This is a genomic window from Janthinobacterium sp. MP5059B (assembly GCF_001758645.1).
GTDB classification, from domain to species: domain Bacteria; phylum Pseudomonadota; class Gammaproteobacteria; order Burkholderiales; family Burkholderiaceae_D; genus Janthinobacterium; species Janthinobacterium lividum.
Map to the genome: position 1 here is coordinate 354,762 of NZ_LRHX01000022.1, position 22,661 is coordinate 377,422.

Consider the following 22,661-nt stretch of genomic DNA (forward strand, 5'->3'; position numbering starts at 1 on the left):
TGCTGGCAGGGAAAAAGAGTACAAATAAAGTATTTATACTTAACCAATCGTGGCGCATGAATATTATGTTTTTGTGTATCATTGATCAACCCCTATGTTTGATTTGGCATAAGTGGCTGGCGTGGCAGGATGCGTCTCGCTGATTAACGCGACAAAGGTGTAAAGTTTCTCGCTAAAACGCGATAAAAACTACTAAAATGGCACCGTGTAACAACTGTGTCACACAGCTTTGTTACGGCCAAGTTGGCAACCAGACAGGAAGCAGTTGTAATTAGTTGTAATTGCTATTCCGATTACATGACCACTGTGCCGGGGACGGAGTGTCAATTCCGTCCTTGGCGCCGCCAGACTTGTTATATAAATTGCAGTACTATATCTATGAGACTGTTTTGCGACATCAATAGATGGTACTATTTTGAAATGTTGCAGTTTTAATAGTGAGACTTGCGCGTAGCATTTGCAAAGGAAGAAAATGCGAACTGCATTTGAAGCGTGGGCGCAGCGTGACGGCCACATTGTGCGGCGAAGAGAAGACAAACCGGATGAGTACCTGATTTTCGAGACCCAGCGCCGCTGGGTTATCTGGCAGGCTGCTCTGACGCATGGCAAGACGGCTGCCAAGCCGCGCGTGAGCGCTGCCGAAAAGGCGGCGAAAGCCCAGCGCGCGCTGGAAATGTCTTCCGATGAAGCGACCGTGCGCAACAAGGTGCTCAATGAAGTGCTCGACGCCTTCAGCGGCGCCGATGGCGCGGCCGGCATGGAAGGCATACTGAAAGTGATCCAGGGCCTGAAGCAGAAGCAGAAGGCACTGGCCGACGACAAGAGCGAAGATTCAACGGCTTGAGGGGACGGCGATGCGTTATCGGCACTACAAGGGCGGCATTTACGAACTGGTGTGCGAAGCCACGCTGGAAGCGGATCTGACGCCGATGATCGTCTATCGCGCCGCCGACGGTTCCATCTGGACCCGGCCGAAGGACGTGTTCTTTCAACTGATCGAAGTCGAAGGCGTCATGGTCCAGCGTTTCGCTCCCATCAACTGATGGCCGCCTGCGTGCGTGCCCGGGATACTCTTCATGCGTAAATTGCTGCCTGCCGCTCTGGTGCTGGGCTTTGCCTGCGCCGCGGCGCATGCCGAAACCATCGGTTCGGTCGACACGGTGTTCAAACTGATCGGCCCTGACCACAAGATCGTCGTCGAAGCGTATGACGACCCGCGAGTCGCCGGCGTCAGCTGCTATCTGTCGCGCGCCAAGACGGGCGGCATCAAGGGCGCCGTCGGCCTGGCCGAAGACAAGGCCGATGCGGCCGTGGCGTGCCGCCAGGTGGGGCCGCTGCAATTCAAGGGCAAGCTGCCACGCCAGGAAGAAGTGTTTACCGAGCGAGCCTCGATCTTCTTCAAGCATGTGCGCGTCGTGCGCATGGTCGACAGCAAGCGCAATGCGCTGGTCTACCTCGTGTATTCCGACCGCCTGATCGATGGCAGTCCGAAAAACAGCGTCACCGCCGTCGCCGTGCCCGGCGACCAGCCGATTCCCGTCCGTTAAGCGAGCTTCCCATGCGCGTGCCATCGTCTGCCGCCCTTGCCGCCAGGACGCTGCTGCTGTTTGGCCTGGGCGGCTGCGCCACCCTGACTGGCAACACCGAGCAGATGGTGCTGGTGCAAACCATCCAGGATAACCGCGAACTGACTGGCGCCGGCTGCATCCTCAGCAACGACGTGGGCAAGTGGTTCGTCACCACGCCCGGGCGCATCACCATCCGCAAGAGCCAGGAACCGTTGAAGGTCGACTGCCGCAAGCACGGTTCGCCCGCCATCGCGACGGACGACCATATCGACCCCAAGCTCAATGGCAGCGTCTGGGGCAATGTCATCCTGACCCTGGGCGTCGGCTATTTCGTCGACCGCAACACGGGCGCCGGCTTTGACTACCCATCCATTTTGACCATCGTCATGCAGGACCCCGCGCGCCTGGCGCCGCCGCCCGCGCCCGTCGCCGCGAAGCCGCAGCCGGCCGCCGTGCCGGAAACAGTGGTGCAGCCGAAGGTGGCGCCGTCGCCCTTGCCCAATCCCGTCGTCTACTGATTCAACTGCACATAAAAAAAAGCCGCCAGGGTCAGTGACCGTGGCGGCTGCTTCGCGGCGCCGATAGCGCAGGGCGCGCTACCGGCAGGCGTCAATTTAGACGCGGTTGATCAGGAACGTCGTCAGCAGTGGGACTGGACGGCCGGTCGCACCTTTTGCGCCGCCCGATTTCCATGCCGTGCCGGCGATGTCCAGATGCGCCCAGGTGTACTTCTTGGTGAAGTTTTCCAGGAAGGCCGCTGCCGTCACCGAACCGCCGCCTGGCGTGCCGATGTTGGCCAGGTCGGCGAAGTTCGACTTCAGCTGCTCGTTGTACGCCTCTTCGATCGGCATGCGCCATGCTGTGTCGCTCGACTGTTTGCCCGCTGCCAGCAATTCATTGGCCAGCTGGTCATGCGCCGCATCGCTGCGCGTAAACAGGCCGCTGTTGTGGTGGCCCAGGGCCACGACGCAAGCGCCCGTCAGGGTGGCGATATCGACCACGGCTGCCGGTTTGAAGCGTTCGGCGTAGGTCAGCGCGTCGCACAGCACCAGACGGCCTTCGGCGTCCGTGTTCAGCACTTCGATGGTCAGGCCGTTCATGGACGTGACGATGTCGCCCGGCTTGGTGGCACGGCCCGACGGCATATTTTCGCACGCGGCGATGATGCCGATGACGTTCAGCTTCAGGTTCATTTCGCCGATGGCGCGGAAGGTGCCCAGGACGGAGGCGGCGCCGCACATGTCGTACTTCATTTCATCCATGCCAGGACCGGCCTTGATCGAAATGCCGCCCGTGTCGAAGGTGATACCCTTGCCGACCAGGACGACTGGTGCATCCTTGGCCTTGCCGCCCATGTGTTTCAGGACGATGAACTTCGGCGGCTGCTCGCTGCCGTTGGTGACGGACAGGAAGCTGCCCATTTTCAGCGCTTCGAGCTGTTTGCGGTCCAGCACTTCGACTTCGAACTTGTAATCCTTGGCCAGCTGCTTGGCCGTGTTGGCCAGGTAGGTCGGATTGGCGATGTTTGCCGGCAGGTCGCCCAGGTTGCGCGTCAGGTCGGAACCGTTGGCGATGGCGATGGCTTGCGCCAGCGCGCCGCGCGTGGCGGCCGTTGCAGGAGCAGCCAGGACGATCTTGCGCACGCCTGCTGGCGCCGGATCCTTTTTGCTTTTTTGCGAGTCGCAGCGGTATTGGCTGTCATGTGCGGCTTGCACCACGCAACGGATTGCCCAATTTACGTCGCGCTCTTTCACTTCAGCCAGCGGTAATGCGATAATGGCGTCCGCAGCGCCCAGCGAGCCGAAGGCCTTCAATGCGGCTTGTACGCCGGTCGTGAAGCTTTTTTCGCTGACAGTGTCATCGCTGCCCATGCCTACCAGCAGAACACGTTCGGCGGCGACGCCATCGACTGCGCGCAGCAGCAAGGTGCTGCCAGGCTTGCCGCTGATGTCGCCGGACTTCAGCGCAGCCGAAATCGCACCCTTGCTGTCCAGCGATTTTGCCGCTGGCGACAGTTTTTTGTTTTCGAATACCGCAACCGCGATGCATCCGCTTTTGGCCGTGCCGAGGGTGCTCTTGGTATCGAATGCTTTTATGCTAAAGTCCATTTGGTTCTCCGTTTTCATTTACTAGTAACGTGTTACTCAACTAACTGATCCGAATTATAAACTCCGAATGATCTTTCAACGCGCCCTTCGACGTGAATTGGCTAGTGCCGCCGGGGCCACCTTCACAGTTTTGTTCAGCATCCTGCTCACCTGGATGCTGATCGGTATTCTCGGCAAGGCGGCGGGCGGCAAGATTGCGTCGTCCGACGTCATGTCGCTGATGGTTTTTTCCGCCCTGATGCAGCTGCCCACCATCATCATCCTCACCGGATTCATTTCGGTACTGATGGTCGTCACCCGCAGCTACAAGGAGTCGGAGATGGTGGTGTGGTTCGCCTCCGGCCTGAGCCTGTCGCGCTGGATCTGGCCCGTGCTCAGCTTCGGCCTGCCACTGGTGCTGGCCACCGGCATCCTGAGCCTGTACGCCACGCCGTGGGCGCAAAAGAAAAGCGATGAATATGTGGCGCGCTTTGAAAAGCGCGAAGACCTGCAGAAAGTCACGCCGGGCCAGTTCCGCGAATCGGCCGGCAGCAACCGCATCTTCTTCGTCGAGGGCGTCAGCGGCGAGAAGACGGTGGTGCAAAACGTCTTCGTCAATACCGTCGATGAAAAAGGCAGCGCCGTCGTCGTCGTCGCCAAGGAAGGCGTGATCAATACCGACGCCAAGGGTGAACGCTTCCTGGTGCTCAAGAGCGGCCGCCGCTACCAGGGCGTGCCGACGCAGGCGGACTTCCAGACCATGGAGTTCGAACAGTACATCATGCGCATCGAGAGCAAGCAGCAGGAACTGGGCGCGGAACTGGGCGTGCGCGCCATGAGCACTATGGCGCTCATCGCCGATCCGAATCCGTATACCATGGCCGAATTGCTGTGGCGTGTCAGCGCGCCCCTGATCGGCCTGATGCTGATCCTGCTGGCCATTCCGCTGGGCTTTGTCAATCCGCGTGCAGGCAGTTCGACCAACCTGATCATCGCCCTGCTGATTTTCTTTACGTACAGCAACCTGATCAAGGTCATCGAAGCGAGCGTGAAACAGGGCCGCCTGACCTTTGGCCTGGCCTGGTGGCCGCTGCACCTGCTGGCAGCGCTGGCCGTGGTGGCGCTGTTTGCGTGGCGCCTGAATGTGAACCACCGCTATCATCCGCTGGTCCTGCTGGCGGCTTTCAAGCGCGCGCGCCGCGCCGGCAATACAAGTAAAGCGGCATCGAAATGAAGATTTTACAGCGCTATTTTGCGGTCTCGATATTCCAGGCGGTGCTGTTCGTGCTGCTGGCCTTCCTGGCACTGCAAGCCTTCATCGACCTGACGGGCGAGCTGCCCAAGGTGGGCCGCAACGGCTACACCATCCAGTATGCCTTCCTGTACGTGCTGGTGCTGGTGCCGGGGCACGTGTACGAGGTGATGCCGATCGCGGCGCTGATCGGCACGATCTACACGATGGCGCAGTTTGCCGCCAGTTCCGAATTTACCATCATGCGCGCATCGAGCATGTCGACGGCGATGGCGGCCGGTTTCCTGTTCCGCATCGGTATCGTCTTCGTCGTCATCACCTTCATCTTCGGCGAGTTGATCACGCCGCGCACGGAACCGCTGGCCGAACGCCTCAAGCTGACCTCGCGCGGCGCGGCCGTGTCCAGCGAGTTTCGCTCGGGCCTGTGGACCAAGGACATGGTCAAGAGCGATGGCCTGACGGGCACCGTCACCGGTTCGCGCTTTTTCAATGTCGGCGAAGCGCGTCCGGACGGCCAGCTGAAAAACGTTAAGCTGTATGAATTCGACACCGATATGCGTTTGCGCACCCTGACCGTGGCCAAGGGCGCGACGTATCGGGGCAATAATATCTGGCGCCTGACCGATGTGACGGAAACCTCGTTCTCGAACAGCGCGGCCACGTCGCCCGGCTTCGAGCCGAAGCTGTCGAACTACTATGGGCAGGAAACGAGCCTGGTGCACACAGTGCAAAGCGCCAGCAAGGACATGACGTCGGAAGTGACGCCGAAGATCCTGACGGTGTCGGCTTCCGATCCCGAGCGCATGTCGGCCAGCGAACTGGCCGTGTACACGCGCCACCTGGCCGAGAACAAGCAGGAAACCGAGCGTTTCCGCATCGCCTTCTGGAAAAAGCTGATCGACCCGCTGGCCATTTTCGTGTTGATGGCGCTGGCGCTGCCGTTCGCCTACATGCATACGCGCAGCGGCGGCATCAGCCTGAAGATCTTCATCGGCATCATGATCGGCGTGAGCTTCATGCTGGTCAACACCCTGTTCTCGCATCTGGGGCTGCTCAGCACCTGGCCGGCCTTCCTGACGGCGGTGGCGCCGAGCGCGCTGTATCTGCTGCTGGCGCTGGGCGCCCTGTGGTGGGTGGAGCGGCACTGATGGAGACGAACGCGGAACAGGCGCTGATCCTGTTTGCCCATGGCGCGCGCGCCGCATCGTGGGCCGCGCCCTTCGAGCGCCTGCGCGACCTGACCCAGGCGCGCATGCCCGGCACCGGCGTGCACCTGGCTTTCCTTGAACTGATGACGCCACGCCTGCCCGAGCTGGTAGCGACCCTGCTGGCCAAGCTGCCGGCCGGCGCCATTCTGGACGTCACCGTGGTGCCCGTGTTCTTGGGGCAGGGCGGGCATGTGCTGCGCGACTTGCCGCTATTGCTGGAAGAATTGCGCCAGCGGCATCCGGCACTGCGCCTGAAGGTGGTCGAGGCGGTCGGCGAGAACGCCAGCGTGCTCGCCGCCATCGCCGATTACTGCGTGGCGGCGCCAGGCTCCAGCACTCTCCCTTGAGCGGCATCGACATCGTCTACCTGTGGGTTGACGGCACCGATCCCGCCTGGCGCGCGCGCTGGCAGCACGCGTATGCCGCCTGGGCGCAGGCGCATCCCGGCCAGCTGGCCTTGCACGGCAACGTGGCGGGGCGCTACCGCGACAACGGCGAGCTGCGCTACAACCTGCGCGCGCTCGAGCGCTTCTTCCCCGGTCACGGCCATATCTACCTGCTGACGGACCGGCAAGTGCCGGAGTGGCTGCGCGCCTCACCGCACCTGACGGTGATCGACCATGCGAGCCTGATGCCCGGCGCCGCCTTGCCCGTGTTCGATTCCGGCCATATCGAATCGTATCTGCACCATATTCCGGGCCTGTCCGAGCGCTTCCTGTATCTGAACGACGACGTATTTTTTGGCGCGCCGTTCGAGCCCGCATTCTGGTTTGGGGAGGAAGGGGACGGGCGTTTGAGCGTTTTCACGGAGAGTGCGCTGCACGAAGACATGCAGGGCTTGCGCGCCGACCTGGCGGCGCCTGTCAATTGCGCCACCTTGTCGCGGCAATGGCTGTCGGCGCAGTATGCAGCTTACCAGCATGAACCGCGCCTGTATGCGCACGCGCCGCGGCCCATGCTGAAAAGCGCGCTGCATGCACTGGAAGGGCTGGCGCCGGCCATGTTTGCCGGCGTGCGCGCGACGGTGTTTCGCTCGTGGCAGGTGCCGGCGTTGCTGCCCGACCTGGTGCCGCGCTGGATGGTGCATCAGGGGATTGCGCGGTCGCGCATGCTCGACCCGCTGCATATCGCCAGCGGCGATGTGGCGGCGCCGCAGCAGCTTGAGGAGCTGGCGGCGCGTTTTGGCAGCTTGCCGTTTTTCTGTATCAACGATACCTGCGACGAGGCCGAGGATGACGACCCGCGCCTGCTGCGCGTGGCCGCGACCTTGCAGCGGCTGCTGCCGCTGCCATCTTCATTTGAAGGCGGTTAAGCCGATTTCTTCTTTGGCGCCAGGCTGATGCGGGCGGCGGCCGAACTGTCGGACAGCGAAGCGAGGAACAGCAGCAGATAGGCGCCCAGTTCGAAGACTTCCTCGCCCAGCAGCGCGTAGGCGTCCGGCATGCCATGGAAGACCTTCTTGTCGAAGGGCCAGCCGGCGACCATCAGCAAGCCGCCGATGGCCGTCAGGATGGTGATGCGCATGCTGAAAATCAGGCCGGCATGGGCAAACACCTTGCGGGCACGCGGCGCGAAAAAGATCAGGATGCGTATCAGGATCAGCAATTCCAGCACGCGCAGGGCTTTTTCCAGCTGGGCCCAGACGGGCGCAGTGCCGAACTGGTCGATATCGAGTTCGCGCAGCAGGAAGCCGAACAGCAGGGCGCACAAGCCTGCATGCATGAGGAAGCGCAGCGACTGGCGGTCAGTCTCTTGCCAGGCGCGCACGCCGTGCACGGTGCAAGCCAGGGCCAGGAACAGCGCTTGCAGCCATTCCAGCAAATGGTTTTCGTCGTCGATATTCGGGAACACCGTCCACAGGGCGATGGAGGCGAGCATGCTTAACAGCACAGCACTGGCGACGCCGACATTGCTGCGGCTGAGCGAAGTCAGGGCTTCGCGCATGGAGGTGAAATTCATGTGTGGTCGTAAGGCTAAAGTTGCGCGGCGCGGTATTGCAGCCTGCGGGCGCAGCTTTTTTCGGGGAGGTTGCCAGTGGTTCCGTCAGCCGGGAGACCGCATGGCAAGCGCTATGGCGGGGCGAAGCGTGAATTTATTGCTATCACACAACAACTTCTCGAGAAAAGATGCGTCCGCATCGTATCATGTTTCCTCTGAAGACGTCGATTACTGACTTTAAAGTCGGTAAAATACGGTGTGTTTATTCAAGCATGGCGCGCCAGCATGGCGGCTGCTTCTTCGGTGCTCTGGTGGGCGCGCGCGGCCATGGCGTCGCCCAGCATCACCAGCACGGGGCCGTGGGTATCGCCCAGGCCATGCGCCAGGGCGCTCAGCGGCAGGCGTACGATGCGCTGGTCCGGGCGGCTGCAGTTTTCAATCACCACCACCGCGGTGTCGGCACGGCGGCCCTGCGCCAGCAGGCGCTGTGCCGTGGCGATGGCTTCACGGCCGCCCATGTATTGCACCAGGGTGTCGCAGTCGGGAATGCGCGTCTGGTCCGGTTCGCCCGGCGCCGTGCTGGACGTGAAAAAGGCCACGCTGCGCGACACGCCCCGCTTGGTCAGCGGCTGCTGTGTGGCGGCCGCTGCCGCCAGTGCCGTGGTAATGCCGGGCACCACTTCCACCGTGATGCCTGCCTCTTCCAGCGCGCGCAATTCCTCGTCGGCGCGCCCGAACAGCATGGGGTCGCCCCCTTTCAGACGCACGACGACGGCGTGCTTGCGCGCATGGTCGACCAGTTGCTTGTTGATGAAGGCCTGCGCCGTCGACAACTGGCCGCAGCGCTTGCCTACGAGGATTTTCTTCGCCTGCGGACACAGCTCCAGCATCTCTTCGGTGACCAGCGCGTCGTGCAGCACGACGTCCGCTTGCGCCAGCAGGCGCGCGCCGCGCAAGGTCATCAGGTCTTGCGCGCCGGGGCCGGCGCCGACCAGGTAGACCTTGCCGGGGAGAGATGGGGAGCTGTTCATGTGGCTGCCTTTCCTGGACGATGCGGAGTTAGAGTCGAACCATGCCGGCCGCGACCGTCTGGTGGGTGACTTCATCGATCAGGATGAAAGCACCGGTGGCGCGGATATCGGCATACGCGTCGGCCGCCAGCGCCTGCTGCACATTCAGGCTGATGCGGGCGATATCGTTGAGCTTCAAGCCTTCGGCCGGATGGCGCTGCTGCGTATTGATGTCGAGGATCGATTCGATCGCCGTCACCTTGGCTGCCGTCTGTTTCGTGCCGTGCTTGATCCAGTACTTGCGGCGCAGGTCCAGCGCGTCTTCCGACAGCCAGCACACGTCGGCCACCACCTGTTTCAGCAGGGTGGCAGGACGCTCGCTGCTTGCCAGCAAGTCGCCGCGCGAGATATCGAGGTATTCATTGAGCAGCAGGGTCACGGACTGGCCCACCACGGCCGTCGACAGCGAACCGTCCAGGGTGACGATATCTTTGACTGTTGCCGTCTGGCCCGATGGCTGCACCACCAGGGTGTCGCCGATGCTGACCTTGCCCGCTTCGATGCGGCCCATGTAGCCGCGGAAGTCGTTCGCTTCATGGCCATTGTGGCGCGCCACCAGCTGCACCGGGAAGCGGAATGGCGTGTCGTGCGATTCATCGTAGACGGACAGCGATTCGAGCAGTTCGATCAGGGTCGGGCCCGTGTACCAGCCCAGCTTGTCGCCGCGTTCGACGACGTTGTCGCCAGTGAGTGCCGACAGGGGAATCGGCGTGATGTCCTTCAAACCCAGCGACTGGGCAAATTCGCGGTAGGCGGCCACGATGCGCTTGTACACCGTTTCATCGTAGTCGACGAGGTCCATCTTGTTGACGGCCACGACCACGTGCTCGATCTGCAGCAAGTGCGCGATGGTCGAATGACGCTTGGTCTGGATCAACAATTCCACGCTGCCATCGTCACCCAGTTTTACCTTCGACACGTCGATCAGGATGATGACGGCATCGGCGGTGGAAGCGCCCGTGACCATGTTGCGCGTGTATTGTTCGTGGCCCGGCGTGTCGGCGATGATGAATTTGCGTTTCGGCGTGGCAAAGTAACGGTAGGCCACGTCGATGGTGATGCCTTGCTCGCGTTCCGCTTCCAGGCCGTCCGTCAGCAGGGACAGGTCGACCGTGTCGCCCACCGTGCGCTTGTGCTTGGAGCGCGACATGGCGTCGAGCTGGTCGGCGAAGATGCCCTTGCTGTCGAACAGCAAACGGCCGATCAGGGTGCTTTTGCCGTCATCGACGGAACCGGCCGTGATGAAGCGCAACATGCCGCGCTCCAGGCTGTCGGTGAGGTTGGTGTTCTGGATTGCTGCGTTCATTAGAAATACCCTGCTTTCTTGCGTTTTTCCATCGAGGCTTCGGAAGTCTGGTCATCCATGCGGGTGGCCCCCCGTTCCGTGATTTGCGTGATTGCCGTTTCGGCGATGATGGCGTCGACCGTCGCCGCATCGGAGGAGACAGGGCAGGTGCACGAGATATCGCCCACCGTGCGGAAGCGCACGACTTGCGTTTCCACCGTTTCGCCTTCGCGTGGCGGCGTCAGATCCGTCAGCGGCACCAGCAAGCCGTTGCGCGGGATCACCTGGCGTTCGTGCGCGAAGTAGATCGGCGGCAGTTCCAGTTGCTCGCGGGCGATGTATTGCCACACGTCCAGCTCCGTCCAGTTCGAGATGGGAAACACGCGCATGTTTTCACCGGGATGCACGCGGGTGTTATACAGGTCCCACAGTTCCGGACGCTGGGCTTTCGGGTCCCAGGCGCCGAATTCGTCGCGGAACGAGAAGATGCGTTCCTTGGCGCGGGCCTTTTCTTCATCGCGGCGGGCGCCGCCGATGCAGGCGTCAAAGCCGTGTTCGGCGATGGTTTCCAGTAAGGTGACGGCTTGCGCCGCATTGCGCGAATCCGTGGCCGGGTTGCGCAGACGCACGGTGCCGCGCTTGATCGAGTCTTCCACGGAGCCGACGATCAGGCGTTCGCCCAGTTCCGCCACCTTTTTATCACGGAAAGTAATGACTTCCGGGAAGTTGTGGCCCGTGTCGATATGTACGAGGGGAAATGGGAACTTGCCCGGGCGGAAGGCTTTCTCGGCCAAACGCAGCAAGACGACGGAATCCTTGCCACCGGAAAACAGCAGCGCAGGGTTGGCCGATTCGGCCGCCACTTCGCGCATGATGTGGATGGCTTCCGATTCAAGGCTGTCGAGGTGACGCTGGTTCAAAATATTGCTCATATGGGTGCTTTCTTATTCTGCTGAGTCTGTTGTGTCTGTTCAGGCTGCCACGGATTTGATGCGTATCAATTTGCCGTCCACCATGTGCAGGCCGCATTCCTTGGAGTCCGGGTTTTCCCACCACCAGCGTCCGGCGCGCACATCTTCGCCCGGCTGGACGGCCCGCGTACAGGGTTCGCAGCCGATCGACGGGTAGCCCTGGTCGTGCAGCGCGTTGTAGGGCACGTCGTTGGCGCGGATGTATGCCCACACGTCTTCTTCCGACCAGTCGGCCAGCGGATTGAATTTCGTCATCGCGTGCGCCGCGTCGTCTTCCTGCACGTGCAATTCGGCGCGCGTGGTGGACTGCGCACGGCGTTGTCCCGTCACCCAGGCCTTGTTGCCGGCCAGCGCGCGCCCCAGCGGTTCGACCTTGCGGATGCGGCAGCATTCGCGGCGCATCTCGACGCTGTTATAAAAGGCGTTCAGGCCGTTCTGTTCCACGTAGGCAGCCACCGCTTCCGGCTGCGGGCGGTACAAGGTGATGTCGTGGTCGTAACGGGTCTTGACCTTGTCGAGCACGGCCAGGGTTTCCTGGTGCAGCCGGCCCGTTTCCAGGGAAAAGATGCCGATGGGCAGCTTCGCCTTGAGAATCATGTCGGTCAGCACCATGTCTTCGGCTGCCAGGCTGGACGCGAACACGGCCGGCGAAAAATCCGCGGCGATGCGTGTCAGCGTTTGCTCGGTGGCGTCAATCAAAGAAGTCAAATTGCTCATGATGGGCCCTCAGATGCCGGCCGCGTTGTCGAGGTCAGGATTCTGGCCTTCGCGCTGGTGGCGGCGGAACAGCGGTGATTTTTGATCCCACGAAGCCTGGTAGGTTTCCGAAAAGACCGACAAACCTTTCAGGGCGTCGTGGATGCTGCGGTCGGGCCGGGTGGCATAAGCGTCAAAGCCTACCCTGTGCATGGAAAACAGCTGATCGCGCAGCACGTCGCCGATGGCGCGCAACTCACCCTGGAAACCCAGACGGGCGCGCAGGTTGAAGGCGATCGAATAGCCGCGGCCATCCGTGAATTTCGGGAAGTCCACGCCGATCACGGGCAGTTGCGCCACGTCGGCCGCCAGTTCTTCCGGGCGCTCGTCGCTGGCCAGCCATACGCCGATATCGGGCAGGCGGGCGGCCAGGGTCTCGCGCTGGGCTTGCCATACGAGCAGGGGCACGATGACCTTGCCTGCAGGCACGACGACCGTTTCCGGCGTGTCGTTTTCATCGAGGCGCAGCAAGCCCCAGGTATTTGGCACCACGGCGGCATTCTTGATGATTTCTTCGCGTACCTCAAACATATTCGTCCTCTCCCACCAGGTTGCCGACCGTGATCGGCGTTGCATATACGTGTTCCTTGAACGGCGCCACGCCCAGGCGCTGGGCCGTATCGACGAAGCGTTCGCCTTCGTGGCGGTCGCGCACATAGACGTGCAGCAGGCGGCCGATGACTTCAGGCATCTGCAGGGAAGAGAACGATGGTCCGATGATCTTGCCGATGGCCGCATTGTTGCCTTGTGCGCCGCCAATCGACACTTGATACCATTCGCTGCCATCCTTGTCGACGCCGAGGATGCCGATGCTGCCCACGTGATGATGGCCGCAGGCATTGATGCAGCCGGAAATATTCAGTTCGATCTCGCCGATGTCATGCTGGAAGTCGATGCTGTCGAAGCGTTCGGCAATGGCGGCCGCGATCGGCAGCGACTTGGCGTTGGCCAGCGAGCAGAAGTCGCCGCCGGGGCAGCAAATCATGTCCGTCAGCAAGCCGATGTTCGGCGTGGCCAGGCCGTGCGCCTTGGCTTCCTGCCACAGTTTGAACAGTTTCGACTGCTCCACGTCGGCCAGCACCAGGTTTTGCTCGTGGGTCACGCGCAGTTCGCCAAAGCTGTAGCGGTCGGCCAGATCCGCCACGAAGTCGATCTGCTCGGCCGTCGCGTCGCCCGGCGGCACGCCCGTTTTCTTCAGCGACAGTACCACGGCCACGTAGCCGGGACGCTGGTGCGGCTTGACGTTGCGCGCCAGCCAGTTCACATACGCCTTGTTGTCCGCGTGCTCCGCCTTGTAGTCGAGTTCCGGCAGGGCAAGGTAGGCGGGTGGATTGAAGAAGTCCGCCACGCGCTGCATTTCCTCGGCCGTCAAGGTTTCCGGACCATCTTTCAAGTCGACCCACTCTGCTTCCACCTGGCGCGTGAATTCTTCCACGCCGATGGCTTTCAACAGGATCTTGATGCGCGCCTTGTATTTGTTGTCGCGGCGGCCGTGCAGGTTGTACACGCGCATGATGGCCTGGATATACGTCAGCAAGTGCTGCCACGGCAGGAATTCGCGCACGACGCTGCCCAGGATCGGCGTGCGGCCCATGCCGCCGCCGGCCATCACCTTGAAGCCCACTTCGCCAGCTTCGTTGCGCACGGCCGTCAAGCCGATATCGTGCACGGCGATGGCGGCACGGTCTTCTTCGGCGCCATTGATGGCGACCTTGAATTTACGCGGCAGGGCGATGAACTCGGGGTGGAAGGTGCTCCATTGGCGCAACACTTCCGCGTACGGGCGCGGATCGATGATTTCATCGGCGGCGACGCCGGCGAACGGGTCCGATGTTGTATTACGGATACAGTTGCCGGAAGTCTGGATCGCGTGCATTTCCACCGATGCCAGGTCCGTCAGGATATCGGGAGTTTGCTCCAGTTCGATCCAGTTGAACTGGATATTCTGGCGCGTCGTGAAGTGGCCATAGCCGCGGTCATACTTGCGCGCGATGTGCGCGAACATGCGCATCTGCTTCGACGACAGCAAGCCGTACGGCACGGCGATGCGCAGCATGTAGGCGTGGCGTTGCATGTACAGGCCGTTTTGCAGGCGCAGCGGAATGAACTCCTCTTCCGTCAGCTCATTGGCGATACGGCGCGCAACCTGGTCTCGGTACTGGGCGATGCGTTCTTTGATGATGAGGTGGTCGTACTGATCGTAGTGGTACATATCAATTCCTAAAAAAGCCGGGGTGCTGGAAGATTGCCTGGGATTATGTTCTTGATACTGCTCTTGTCACTTGTTCGGTAATTAATAGATTAGCTTCACTGCCACGCCGGTCAAGGTCATCGCCAGCAGCACTCGTAAAAACTTTTCCGGCACGGAGCGGGCGACCCAGGAACCGAGCGTGATGCCGGGCAGGGAGCCGACCAGCAAGGAGGCCAGCAATTCCCAGTGGACGGAGCCGAGCCACCAGTGGCCCAGGGCGGCGATGGCCGTCAGGGGCACGGCGTAGGCGATATCGGTACCCGCCACTTCGGCTGAGCTCATGCGTGGATACAGCATCACCAGCAGGGTCGCGCCGATGGCGCCGGCGCCGATCGAGGACACCGTGACCAGCACGCCCAGCACGGCGCCGGAAATAATGGTCGCAGCGGCAAGCTTGTTGCCTTGCAATTGTTTCTCGGGGTGTGCATTGATCCAGGCCAGCATGCGGCCCTTGAAAATCAGCGCCACGACGGTCAGCAGCACGGAGCCGGCGATCGAGTAACGGATGATCTGGCCGATTTCCGGCGACAGGGTGCCGAACGATTTCAGCGCCAGGGTCGCGATGACGGCGGCGGGCAGGGCGCCGATGCACAGGCGCTTGACGATATCCCAGCGGATGGTGCCGCGCAGGCGGTGCGTCAGCGTGCCGGCGCTCTTGGTGATGGAGGCGAACGCCAGGTCGGTGCCCACCGCCACGGAAGGCGGCACGCCAAACAGCAAGGTTAACAGCGGCGTCATCAGCGAACCTCCGCCCACGCCGGTCATTCCTACGAGTAATCCTACGGCAAATCCTGAGACTATATAAGACAAAGTCATGCTTGCACCCCCAAAGTACCCGCAATAGTAATAAACTTAGTGTTTATTCCAAACTACTAAGTACGCATTTGCTTATATGCGATATGCGTATATGCATGAACGTAAAATCATGGGTGGGGCGGAAACTCGGCAAATCACGGCAATCTAGGGCAAACCAGCAATGAATCTCCATCAATTGCGCTTCGTGCGCGAAGCGGTCCGGCAGAATTACAACCTGACGGACGCCGCCAAGGCCTTGTTTACGTCGCAACCGGGCGTATCGAAAGCCATCATCGAGCTGGAGGAAGAGCTGGGCGTGGATATTTTTACGCGCCACGGCAAGCGCATCCGCGGCTTGACGGAGCCGGGCCGCCTGGTGCTGGAGTCCGTCGAGCTGATCATGCAGGAAATCGACAGCATGAAGCGCATCGGCAAGGAATTCGCGGCGCAGGACAGCGGCAGCTTTACCATTGCCACCACGCATACGCAGGCGCGCTACACCTTGCCGAAGGTGGTGCAAGCCTTCATGTTGAAGTTTCCGAAGGTAAGATTGTCTTTGCTGCAAGGCAATCCGCGCCAGATCGCCGAAATGGTGCAGCGCGACCAGGCCGACCTGGCCATCGCCACGGAATCGATCGCCGCCATCGATGGCTTGATCACCTTGCCATGCTATCAGTGGGAGCACGTGGTGGTGGTACCGGTCGACCATCCGCTGCTCAAGTCGAAGTCCGTGACCCTGGAAGAAATCGCCGCCTTCCCCCTGATTACCTATGACAGCGCGTTTGCCGGACGCAACAAGATCGACCACGCTTTCGTGCTGCGCGGCCTGAAGCCTGACATCTTGCTCGAAGCCATCGATGCGGACGTGATCAAGACTTATGTCGAGTTGGGCATGGGGATTGGTATCATAGCGGGTATGGCCTTCGATGCTGAGCGCGACAAAGGCTTGCGCGCCATCCCTGTCGGCCACCTGTTCGGCATGAATGTGTCGCGCGTGGCTGTCAAGCAAGGCGCGTATTTGCGCAGCTATATTTATACCTTTATCGAGTTGCTGACGCCGACCCTGAACCGCAAGCTCATCGAGCAGGCGATGAGCGGTGATAAAGAGCACTACGAACTATAACAATGCATGAAGTCGGCCGGGCGAGGTGCCTGGCCAAGATTATTTAAGAAGAGAAGAAACAATGATTACCGATCAGCTTGCCAAATATTACGCCACCATCGCGCAGCAGTACGAGCGCGTCTATGACAAGCCCGAACGCCAGGAAGACCTGGAAGTGTTGCGCGACAAGGTCGCCGACGTGCTGGAAGGCCACACCGTGCTGGAACTGGCTTGCGGTACCGGCTATTGGACGGAGGTGGTTGCGGAGTCGGCCGAGTCCGTCCTGGCCACCGATATCAACGATGAAATGCTGGCGCTGGCCCAGGCGCGCGGCTTGCCCGACAACGTCACCTTCGCCAAGCTCGACGCGTTCAACTTGCCAGACGACTTGCTGGGCAAGTTCACGGCCGTGTTTGCCGGCTTCTGGTGGTCGCACGTCAAGCGCGAGGACCAGGACAAATACCTGAAGCAATTGCGCAGCAAGCTGGGCAAGGACATCCTGCTGGTACTGATCGACAATTCCTATGTCGATGGCAGCAGCACCGTTATCGCGCGCACCGACCTGGAAGGCAATACCCACCAGTTCCGCACGACGGATGGGGGCGAGCGCTATGAAGTGCTGAAGAATTTCCCGTCGGATAGCCACCTGCGCAAGAAGTTTGCCCATTCGGCCCGCGAAATCCGCATGAAGCGCCTGGAATACTACTGGCTGCTGAGCTGCCGCCTGAAGTAAGGCCGGACTGCCGCCACAAGCCGCCCTCGGGCGGTTTTTTTTCGCCTGTTGTTTTTATCTCACAAGACATTGTGCTAAAAAACAACATCTTGTCGATGTCATATTGTTGAAGTATTTGGTGGGCATGATTCGGTTCAGCAGCTAAGCAGCAACATTCTTGTCCAACCTAATGTAGAGAATCTCAAGTGAAAAAAATTACTCTGGCAGCATTGATCATCGGCACCTTCGCAGCAGCTACGGCACAAGCACAATCGAACGTCACCGTGTACGGCCTGGTTGACCTCGGTATTGCCAAGACCACTGGCCAGCCGACGGTACAACGCGAAAACAATGCGTCGCGCCTCGGTTTCAAGGGTACGGAAGATCTGGGTGGCGGTCTGTCCGCAATTTTCAACCTGGAAAGTGAATTCTTGGCCGATACCGGCGCGCAAAAAGGCGTGTTGTTCGACCGTCAAGCTTACGTGGGCTTGAAAGGCGCGTTTGGTACCGCCATCCTGGGCCGCACCAAGAACCTGGTCGATGGCACCATCGCCCGCGTCGATCCATTCAACACCTACGGCGTGGTCGGCAAGAACAATGAAACCCTGCTGCGTTCGGGCGTCGGCTCGTCGCGCGTCAACAACGCCGTGACCTACAACAGCCCAAGCTTTGAAGGTTTCGTGGGCAGCCTGCAATACGTGCTGAGCGAAGTCAACAGCGCTGACGCAGGCGTGATCGGCCTGGCAACCTACGACAATGGCCCGATCAGCTTGCACGCCGGCTACGAAAAAGCCGTGCAAGCAACGGCAACGGCCGCCAAGCCTGACCTGTGGTCCATCGGTGGCGGCTATAAATTCGGCCCGGCCAAGATCACGGCCGCCTACTCGAAAGGCGACACCAAAGTTGCCACGACCGGCGAATTCAAGTCCTACCTGATCGGCCTGAACTACACGGTTGGCGGCGGCGATGCCAAAGTGTCGTACGGCAAGCAAGAGCAAAGCAACAACAAGTTCAAGGATCAGGACACCATCAAGGAATTCGGCGTCGGCTACGACTACCACCTGTCGAAGCGCACCGACGTGTACGCCTACGCTGGCCGCGAGCGCGTCAAATCGCTGACTTCGTACCAGATCGGCCTGGCACACAAATTCTAAGCATCATTCAATGTAAGGAAGCAAAGGCGCCTGCGGGCGCCTTTTTTATTGCATCGCCGCCGCTGCTGCCGCCTCCGCATGCATGGGCAGCGAGATGTCGATGCGCGTGCCGCCCAATTCGCTATCGGCGCCGATATGGATGCTGCCGTTCAAGCCCCACACCCGTTCGCGCATGCCCAGCAAACCCAGGGCCGTGGCTTTTTCCAGGTCGTGCTCGGCAATGCCGCGGCCGTCATCCTGGATGGTGATGGCGAGCGAGGAATCGATGCGGTGCAGGGCGATGGTGATATGGCTGGCCTCGGCATGGCGCGCGATATTCGTCAGCGCTTCCTGCACGATGCGATAGATGGCCGTGCTGCGCGCATCGTCGAGCACGAGGTCGGCTTCGTCGGCCAGCAAGTCGAAATGGATGGCGCGGCGCAGCAGGAAGTCGTGCCGCAGTTTTTGTAGCGCAAAATATAAGCCCCCTTCATCGAGCGCGCGCGGACGCAGGTTGCTGGCGATGCGCCGCAGCGAGGTGATGGCCGTCACCAGCAAGCCGTCCATGCTGTGCAGCAGTGCTTGCAAGGATGCGGTGGTATCCGTGTGCTGGCGCACCAGGGTCAGGTCGACGCGCAGGGTGGCCAGCAGCTGCCCCAGGTCATCATGCAGTTCGCGCGCGATATGCTTGCGCTCCTCTTCGCGGATGGATTGCAGCGCGCTCGACAATTCGCGCAGTTGCGAAAAGGAGCGGGCCAGCTGTTCATGCATTTGCTGGCGCGCAGTGATATCGCGCACGATGATGGTAAACACGCTATGGCCGTCTTCCTGCATGGCCGAGAGCGAACCTTCGAGGGGAAACATGGCGCCATCGCTGCGCCGGCCCGTCAAGGTGTAATCGGTGGCGCGCCGGCCCGTCAGACGCAGCTCCTGGCTGATGTCGCCAAACGGCGGATCGCCATCGTGCTTGCCCAGGCCGTCAAGGGTACGCAAGTCGCGCAGGATGTACTGGCCCAGGCGCATGCCGCGCATGCCGTCCGGTGTGTCATCGAACAATCTGGCTGCCGCCGCGTTCGCATGCAGAATGATTTGCCCGCTGTCGATGCTGATGATGGCGTCGCTGGCGCTATCGATGATGGCCTGGCCACGCGCCTGCCGTTGCCGGAGGGCTTTCAGGGGAGGAAACAAGCACAGCAAAAGCGCTGCAGCCATGCCCAGCGGCAGGATGCGTAGCAGTGTGGAACTGCCTCGGTCAGGCATGGGGTTCTCCTTGCGAACGTGAACGAAGGCAAGACAGGAATGGCAGACAGGACTTTAGCCTATGCCTGTTGGCACGGCGCGGCTTGATGTGGCGCAGGAAGGGGAAAGAAGCGAGTGATGCGCCGCGCCGGCCTGGGCCGGGCGGCGGCGAGAGACTTACATTTGCTTGAACAGGTGCAGGAAGCTTCGGCTTACTTCGAGCTTGTCGGACTTGCCTTTGATGAGCACCAGGTGGCGGCCGCGGATGTCGCGCGTCACGCCTTCGATGGCATTCACATTGACCAGTGTGGCGCGGTGGATTTGCCAGAATAGCGAAGGATCCAGCTCTTCGGCCAGGTCGCGCACGGGCTTGCGGATCAGCGCCTCATACTTGGCTGTCTGCACGCAGGTGTATTTCTCGTCAGAACGGAAGAACAGAATCTCTTCCACGGGGATCATGCGCAAGTCCTGGCCGATACTGGCCTGTATCCATTGCAGATACGTGGGCTTGGCCGTGATTTTTTCCGCCAGTTGCGACAGCATGGCCGTGACGCTGCTGTTGACGTCCAGGGCCGGCTTGTTCAAGTGGGTTTTCAGGCGCTCCACCGTGACCAGCAAGCGCTCATGCTCGGGCGGCTTGAGCACGTAGTCGACGGCGCCCCGCTCAAAGGCTTCGACGGCGTGGGTATCATAGGCCGTGACGAAGACGATATGCGTCTTGCCGCCAATCACTTGCGCTGCTTCCATGCCTGTCTTGCCCGGCATGCGGATATCGAGGAAGGCAAAGTCCGGCTTGAGTTGCTCCACCAGTTCGATCGCTTCGTCGCCATTCTTGGCTTCGCCGATGATTTCCAGTTCAGGCCAGGCTTGGCCCAGGCGCAGGCGCAGCTGGTCGCGCATCAGTCTTTCGTCGTCGGCAATAATAGCGGTAGGCATAGGTCTCAAGTGTGAACAGGCGAAGATTGATTATTCAATGATTTAGCGTTTTTATCAACTACTCTGTCTTATTTGGACAATTGATATGGCACTTCGATCACGGCGCATACGCCGGACGGTTGATTTGGCGTAATGGTCAGGCTGCCCTGGTCGCCATGCAGCAGCTTCAGGCGCTCGCGGATGGTGGGCAAACCGAGTCCCGTGCCATCGCTGGGTACCACGCCAAAGCCGAGGCCGTCATCGGTCACCGTGACGCGCAGCTTGCTGTGCGCCACTTCGGCCACGATACGCAGGGTGCCGCCTTCCGGTTTGACTTCCAGGCCGTGTTTGATGGCATTCTCTACCATCGATTGCAGCATCATGGGCGGGAAGGCGGCGCTGCGCAGGCCGTCTGGAATCTGGAAATCGACGGTCAGGCGTTCTTCCATGCGCATTTTCAGCAGGTTCAAGTACGCTTGCACCATATCCGCTTCACGGCCCAGGTTGGTAATCAGGGCGTTGTCGCGCATTTGCGGCAGCACGGCGCGCAGATACTGGATCAGGCTGCGCTGCATCTTGGCCGCGCGCGGCGGATCGACCTGGATCAGGTGTTCGACGGAGGCCAGTGTGTTGAACAGGAAGTGCGGCTCGACTTGCGCCTGCATCATCTGCATCTTCGCTTCGCTGAGCTGGCGCTGCATGGATTCGCGCTCGGCCGCCTCGTTTGCCGTGACAGTTTCCGCTTCCGCACGTTTCTTGCCGCCAACCAGGGCTTTCATGGCAAACAGGGCCAATACCAGCAAGGACACAAAGCTCTTGAACCAGGTCGATGCCTGCTGGTGATAGCGCGACACTTTTTGTTCTGCCGCATCATCGACCGCTTCTTCGATAGCATTCGACAACTCTTCACCGATTTGCGGCGGCAATTCAATATGGACTTCTTCGCCCGAGGCATTCGTCGTTACTGGATAGCTGGGTTTGGCAGGGGCCGCCGGTGGTTCAGGCGGTTCGGGCGGCACGGCACCGGCTTGTGCGTCTGCCTCGGCGGCATCGGCTGGATCGGCCGAGCTGCTACGGCGGTTCTTGCTGTTGCGGGGATTGAAGTGAATGCCCGTATCGTCGATCAGGATGTTGGTTTCGCCCGAGCCCTTGCTGCTGCGTTTATGCGACTTGATGACCACTTCTTCGTCCGGGCTGGACGAGAACAGCTCATCTTGCAAAATGGAGCCGGCGATCAGTGCCAGTGCAGCGAACAGGAAGAATTTCCACCAGGACAGTTGGGTAACCCAGGTCGTCGTCGCGTCGAATGCCCGTTGCAACCAAGCGAGGATGGTTTTCAACAATTGGGGCAGGCTGGAAATCGGAAGCATGAGGGCACTTTCAAATACAAGAGTTAATCGACGCAGCGGGCAAGTTTAACCCCTTGTTGAGTAGCGTCAGAGTCTGATGTTGCCACTGTGCCTAAAGACCACGAACTACGCCAGCCGATTGCGACAGGCTGCACAAAAAGGCGCTTGAAGTGAAGACTATGCTTGCTGGGCGGTGAGGGTGGAAAAATAGCGCTTGCGGGGCGTGCGGGGCAAGGCTATAATTCGCCCCCTCGCTGAACGACGCATGCAAATGCAGCGTAAAGTGAGAAAAAAAGAAGGAGTTGACGGACGTAGCGAAATGCTTCATACTCTTTCTTCTTCGCAGCTGACAAACACAACGCTTTGTCGATAGCGCGAAAGCAGTAACCGAATACAGTTCTTTAACAATTAACAGTCGATAAGTGTGAGCATTTGATGTAAGTGCAGCAGTGATCTTCGGATCGCTGTAAAACTTAAAATATCAAATGTTCACAAGAAATAATGAAATAGGCGCTACGAAAGTAGTGGCCTGTCAGTTTTTTGAGTGAGCAAATCTTTTGCAATGCAAAAGATTTGGATGGTAGTGATACTGTCCGACCTGTCAGAAATGACATTAAACAGAGATTAAACTGAAGAGTTTGATCCTGGCTCAGATTGAACGCTGGCGGCATGCCTTACACATGCAAGTCGAACGGCAGCACGGAGCTTGCTCTGGTGGCGAGTGGCGAACGGGTGAGTAATATATCGGAACGTACCCTGGAGTGGGGGATAACGTAGCGAAAGTTACGCTAATACCGCATACGATCTAAGGATGAAAGTGGGGGATCGCAAGACCTCATGCTCGTGGAGCGGCCGATATCTGATTAGCTAGTTGGTAGGGTAAAAGCCTACCAAGGCATCGATCAGTAGCTGGTCTGAGAGGACGACCAGCCACACTGGAACTGAGACACGGTCCAGACTCCTACGGGAGGCAGCAGTGGGGAATTTTGGACAATGGGCGAAAGCCTGATCCAGCAATGCCGCGTGAGTG

The 22,661-nt window shown here is 60.2% G+C and carries 23 protein-coding genes and 1 rRNA gene; 12 read left to right on the forward strand and 12 right to left on the reverse strand.

Annotated features, from left to right (window positions below; all coding sequences use genetic code 11):
• The first annotated feature begins 472 nt into the window (after positions 1-472).
• Genes JAB1_RS27510 through JAB1_RS27525 form a run of 4 tightly spaced genes read left to right on the forward strand, consistent with a single transcriptional unit; the run spans position 473 to position 2,086 of the window.
• Entirely contained in the window at positions 473-844 is a 372-nt protein-coding gene (locus tag JAB1_RS27510) for a hypothetical protein (RefSeq protein ID WP_034751548.1), read from the forward strand.
• Positions 845-854: 10 nt separating this feature from the next.
• Positions 855-1,043, forward strand: a complete 189-nt coding sequence (locus JAB1_RS27515; protein WP_034782199.1) for a DUF1653 domain-containing protein — start codon at positions 855-857, stop codon at positions 1,041-1,043.
• 33 nt (positions 1,044-1,076) lie between these two features.
• Entirely contained in the window at positions 1,077-1,547 is a 471-nt protein-coding gene (locus tag JAB1_RS27520; RefSeq protein WP_058049645.1) for a CreA family protein, read from the forward strand.
• Positions 1,548-1,558: 11 nt separating this feature from the next.
• Positions 1,559-2,086 carry a hypothetical protein gene (locus JAB1_RS27525; protein ID WP_070282795.1) on the forward strand — a complete coding sequence of 176 codons (528 nt, stop codon included), beginning with the start codon at positions 1,559-1,561 and terminating at the stop codon, positions 2,084-2,086.
• A 96-nt stretch (positions 2,087-2,182) separates the two neighbouring features.
• Here the strand turns inward: JAB1_RS27525 and JAB1_RS27530 are convergent, their stop codons facing one another.
• Positions 2,183-3,676, reverse strand: coding sequence for a leucyl aminopeptidase (locus JAB1_RS27530; RefSeq protein WP_034782204.1), 1,494 nt, complete (start codon positions 3,674-3,676; stop codon positions 2,183-2,185).
• Between the two features lie 67 nt (positions 3,677-3,743).
• Between JAB1_RS27530 and lptF the strand changes: the two genes are divergently transcribed.
• From lptF to JAB1_RS27550, 4 genes are read left to right on the forward strand one after another with little or no spacing between them, the layout of a single operon-like run.
• Entirely contained in the window at positions 3,744-4,889 is a 1,146-nt protein-coding gene (lptF, locus tag JAB1_RS27535) for an LPS export ABC transporter permease LptF (protein ID WP_034782206.1), read from the forward strand.
• Positions 4,886-6,055 carry an LPS export ABC transporter permease LptG gene (gene lptG / locus JAB1_RS27540; RefSeq protein WP_034782207.1) on the forward strand — a complete coding sequence of 390 codons (1,170 nt, stop codon included), beginning with the start codon at positions 4,886-4,888 and terminating at the stop codon, positions 6,053-6,055. The genes lptF and lptG overlap by 4 nt, the downstream gene beginning before the upstream one ends.
• Positions 6,055-6,462 (forward strand): CbiX/SirB N-terminal domain-containing protein, encoded by a 408-nt coding sequence (locus tag JAB1_RS27545; protein WP_070282797.1) that lies wholly within the window; start codon positions 6,055-6,057, stop codon positions 6,460-6,462. Before lptG ends, JAB1_RS27545 begins: the two co-directional genes overlap by 1 nt.
• Positions 6,459-7,427, forward strand: coding sequence for a Stealth CR1 domain-containing protein (locus tag JAB1_RS27550; RefSeq protein WP_254672272.1), 969 nt, complete (start codon positions 6,459-6,461; stop codon positions 7,425-7,427). Before JAB1_RS27545 ends, JAB1_RS27550 begins: the two co-directional genes overlap by 4 nt.
• Here the strand turns inward: JAB1_RS27550 and JAB1_RS27555 are convergent.
• The 8 genes from JAB1_RS27555 to JAB1_RS27590 form a co-directional block, all read right to left on the reverse strand.
• Positions 7,424-8,074: a hypothetical protein gene (locus JAB1_RS27555; protein ID WP_139144061.1), complete on the reverse strand. Its 651-nt coding sequence runs from the start codon at positions 8,072-8,074 to the stop codon at positions 7,424-7,426. The two genes, JAB1_RS27550 and JAB1_RS27555, sit on opposite strands and share 4 nt — an antisense overlap.
• Before the next feature lie 245 nt (positions 8,075-8,319).
• Positions 8,320-9,084, reverse strand: coding sequence for a uroporphyrinogen-III C-methyltransferase (cobA, locus tag JAB1_RS27560; protein WP_070282802.1), 765 nt, complete (start codon positions 9,082-9,084; stop codon positions 8,320-8,322).
• Between the two features lie 28 nt (positions 9,085-9,112).
• The gene (locus JAB1_RS27565; RefSeq protein WP_034782214.1) at positions 9,113-10,429 is read right to left on the reverse strand and encodes a GTP-binding protein; all 1,317 of its coding nucleotides are present in this window, start codon (positions 10,427-10,429) and stop codon (positions 9,113-9,115) included.
• A complete protein-coding gene (cysD, locus tag JAB1_RS27570; RefSeq protein ID WP_034782216.1) occupies positions 10,429-11,340 on the reverse strand; it encodes a sulfate adenylyltransferase subunit CysD in 912 nt (303 codons plus the stop codon). The genes JAB1_RS27565 and cysD overlap by 1 nt, the downstream gene beginning before the upstream one ends.
• Before the next feature lie 39 nt (positions 11,341-11,379).
• Positions 11,380-12,096 (reverse strand): phosphoadenylyl-sulfate reductase, encoded by a 717-nt coding sequence (locus tag JAB1_RS27575; RefSeq protein WP_070282804.1) that lies wholly within the window; start codon positions 12,094-12,096, stop codon positions 11,380-11,382.
• A 9-nt stretch (positions 12,097-12,105) separates the two neighbouring features.
• Complete coding sequence (locus tag JAB1_RS27580; RefSeq protein WP_034782220.1) at positions 12,106-12,666, reverse strand: DUF934 domain-containing protein; 561 nt, start codon at positions 12,664-12,666, stop codon at positions 12,106-12,108.
• Positions 12,659-14,347 carry a nitrite/sulfite reductase gene (locus tag JAB1_RS27585; protein WP_034782222.1) on the reverse strand — a complete coding sequence of 563 codons (1,689 nt, stop codon included), beginning with the start codon at positions 14,345-14,347 and terminating at the stop codon, positions 12,659-12,661. Before JAB1_RS27585 ends, JAB1_RS27580 begins: the two co-directional genes overlap by 8 nt.
• Positions 14,348-14,428: 81 nt before the next feature.
• A complete protein-coding gene (locus tag JAB1_RS27590) occupies positions 14,429-15,202 on the reverse strand; it encodes a sulfite exporter TauE/SafE family protein (protein WP_070282806.1) in 774 nt (257 codons plus the stop codon).
• Between the two features lie 160 nt (positions 15,203-15,362).
• On the opposite strand from JAB1_RS27590, the gene JAB1_RS27595 reads away from it, so the two are divergent.
• The 3 genes from JAB1_RS27595 to JAB1_RS27605 all read left to right on the forward strand — a co-directional run bounded on the left by JAB1_RS27595 (position 15,363) and on the right by JAB1_RS27605 (position 18,149).
• Positions 15,363-16,304: a CysB family HTH-type transcriptional regulator gene (locus JAB1_RS27595; protein WP_034751505.1), complete on the forward strand. Its 942-nt coding sequence runs from the start codon at positions 15,363-15,365 to the stop codon at positions 16,302-16,304.
• A 61-nt stretch (positions 16,305-16,365) separates the two neighbouring features.
• Positions 16,366-17,016, forward strand: coding sequence for a class I SAM-dependent methyltransferase (locus tag JAB1_RS27600; protein WP_034782226.1), 651 nt, complete (start codon positions 16,366-16,368; stop codon positions 17,014-17,016).
• Between the two features lie 185 nt (positions 17,017-17,201).
• The gene (locus JAB1_RS27605) at positions 17,202-18,149 is read left to right on the forward strand and encodes a porin (RefSeq protein ID WP_046682561.1); all 948 of its coding nucleotides are present in this window, start codon (positions 17,202-17,204) and stop codon (positions 18,147-18,149) included.
• A gap of 45 nt (positions 18,150-18,194) precedes the next feature.
• Here JAB1_RS27605 and JAB1_RS27610 read toward each other — a convergent pair whose 3' ends face one another.
• The 3 genes from JAB1_RS27610 to JAB1_RS27620 form a co-directional block, all read right to left on the reverse strand.
• On the reverse strand, positions 18,195-19,388 hold the full coding sequence (locus JAB1_RS27610) for a PAS domain-containing sensor histidine kinase (RefSeq protein ID WP_070282808.1): 1,194 nt from the start codon (positions 19,386-19,388) through the stop codon (positions 18,195-18,197).
• A 156-nt stretch (positions 19,389-19,544) separates the two neighbouring features.
• The gene (locus JAB1_RS27615) at positions 19,545-20,303 is read right to left on the reverse strand and encodes a LytTR family DNA-binding domain-containing protein (protein WP_034782231.1); all 759 of its coding nucleotides are present in this window, start codon (positions 20,301-20,303) and stop codon (positions 19,545-19,547) included.
• Between the two features lie 68 nt (positions 20,304-20,371).
• Positions 20,372-21,652, reverse strand: coding sequence for a histidine kinase (locus JAB1_RS27620; RefSeq protein WP_070253895.1), 1,281 nt, complete (start codon positions 21,650-21,652; stop codon positions 20,372-20,374).
• A 605-nt stretch (positions 21,653-22,257) separates the two neighbouring features.
• On the opposite strand from JAB1_RS27620, the gene JAB1_RS27625 reads away from it, so the two are divergent.
• A 16S ribosomal RNA gene (locus JAB1_RS27625) occupies positions 22,258-22,661 on the forward strand; the annotation flags it as partial.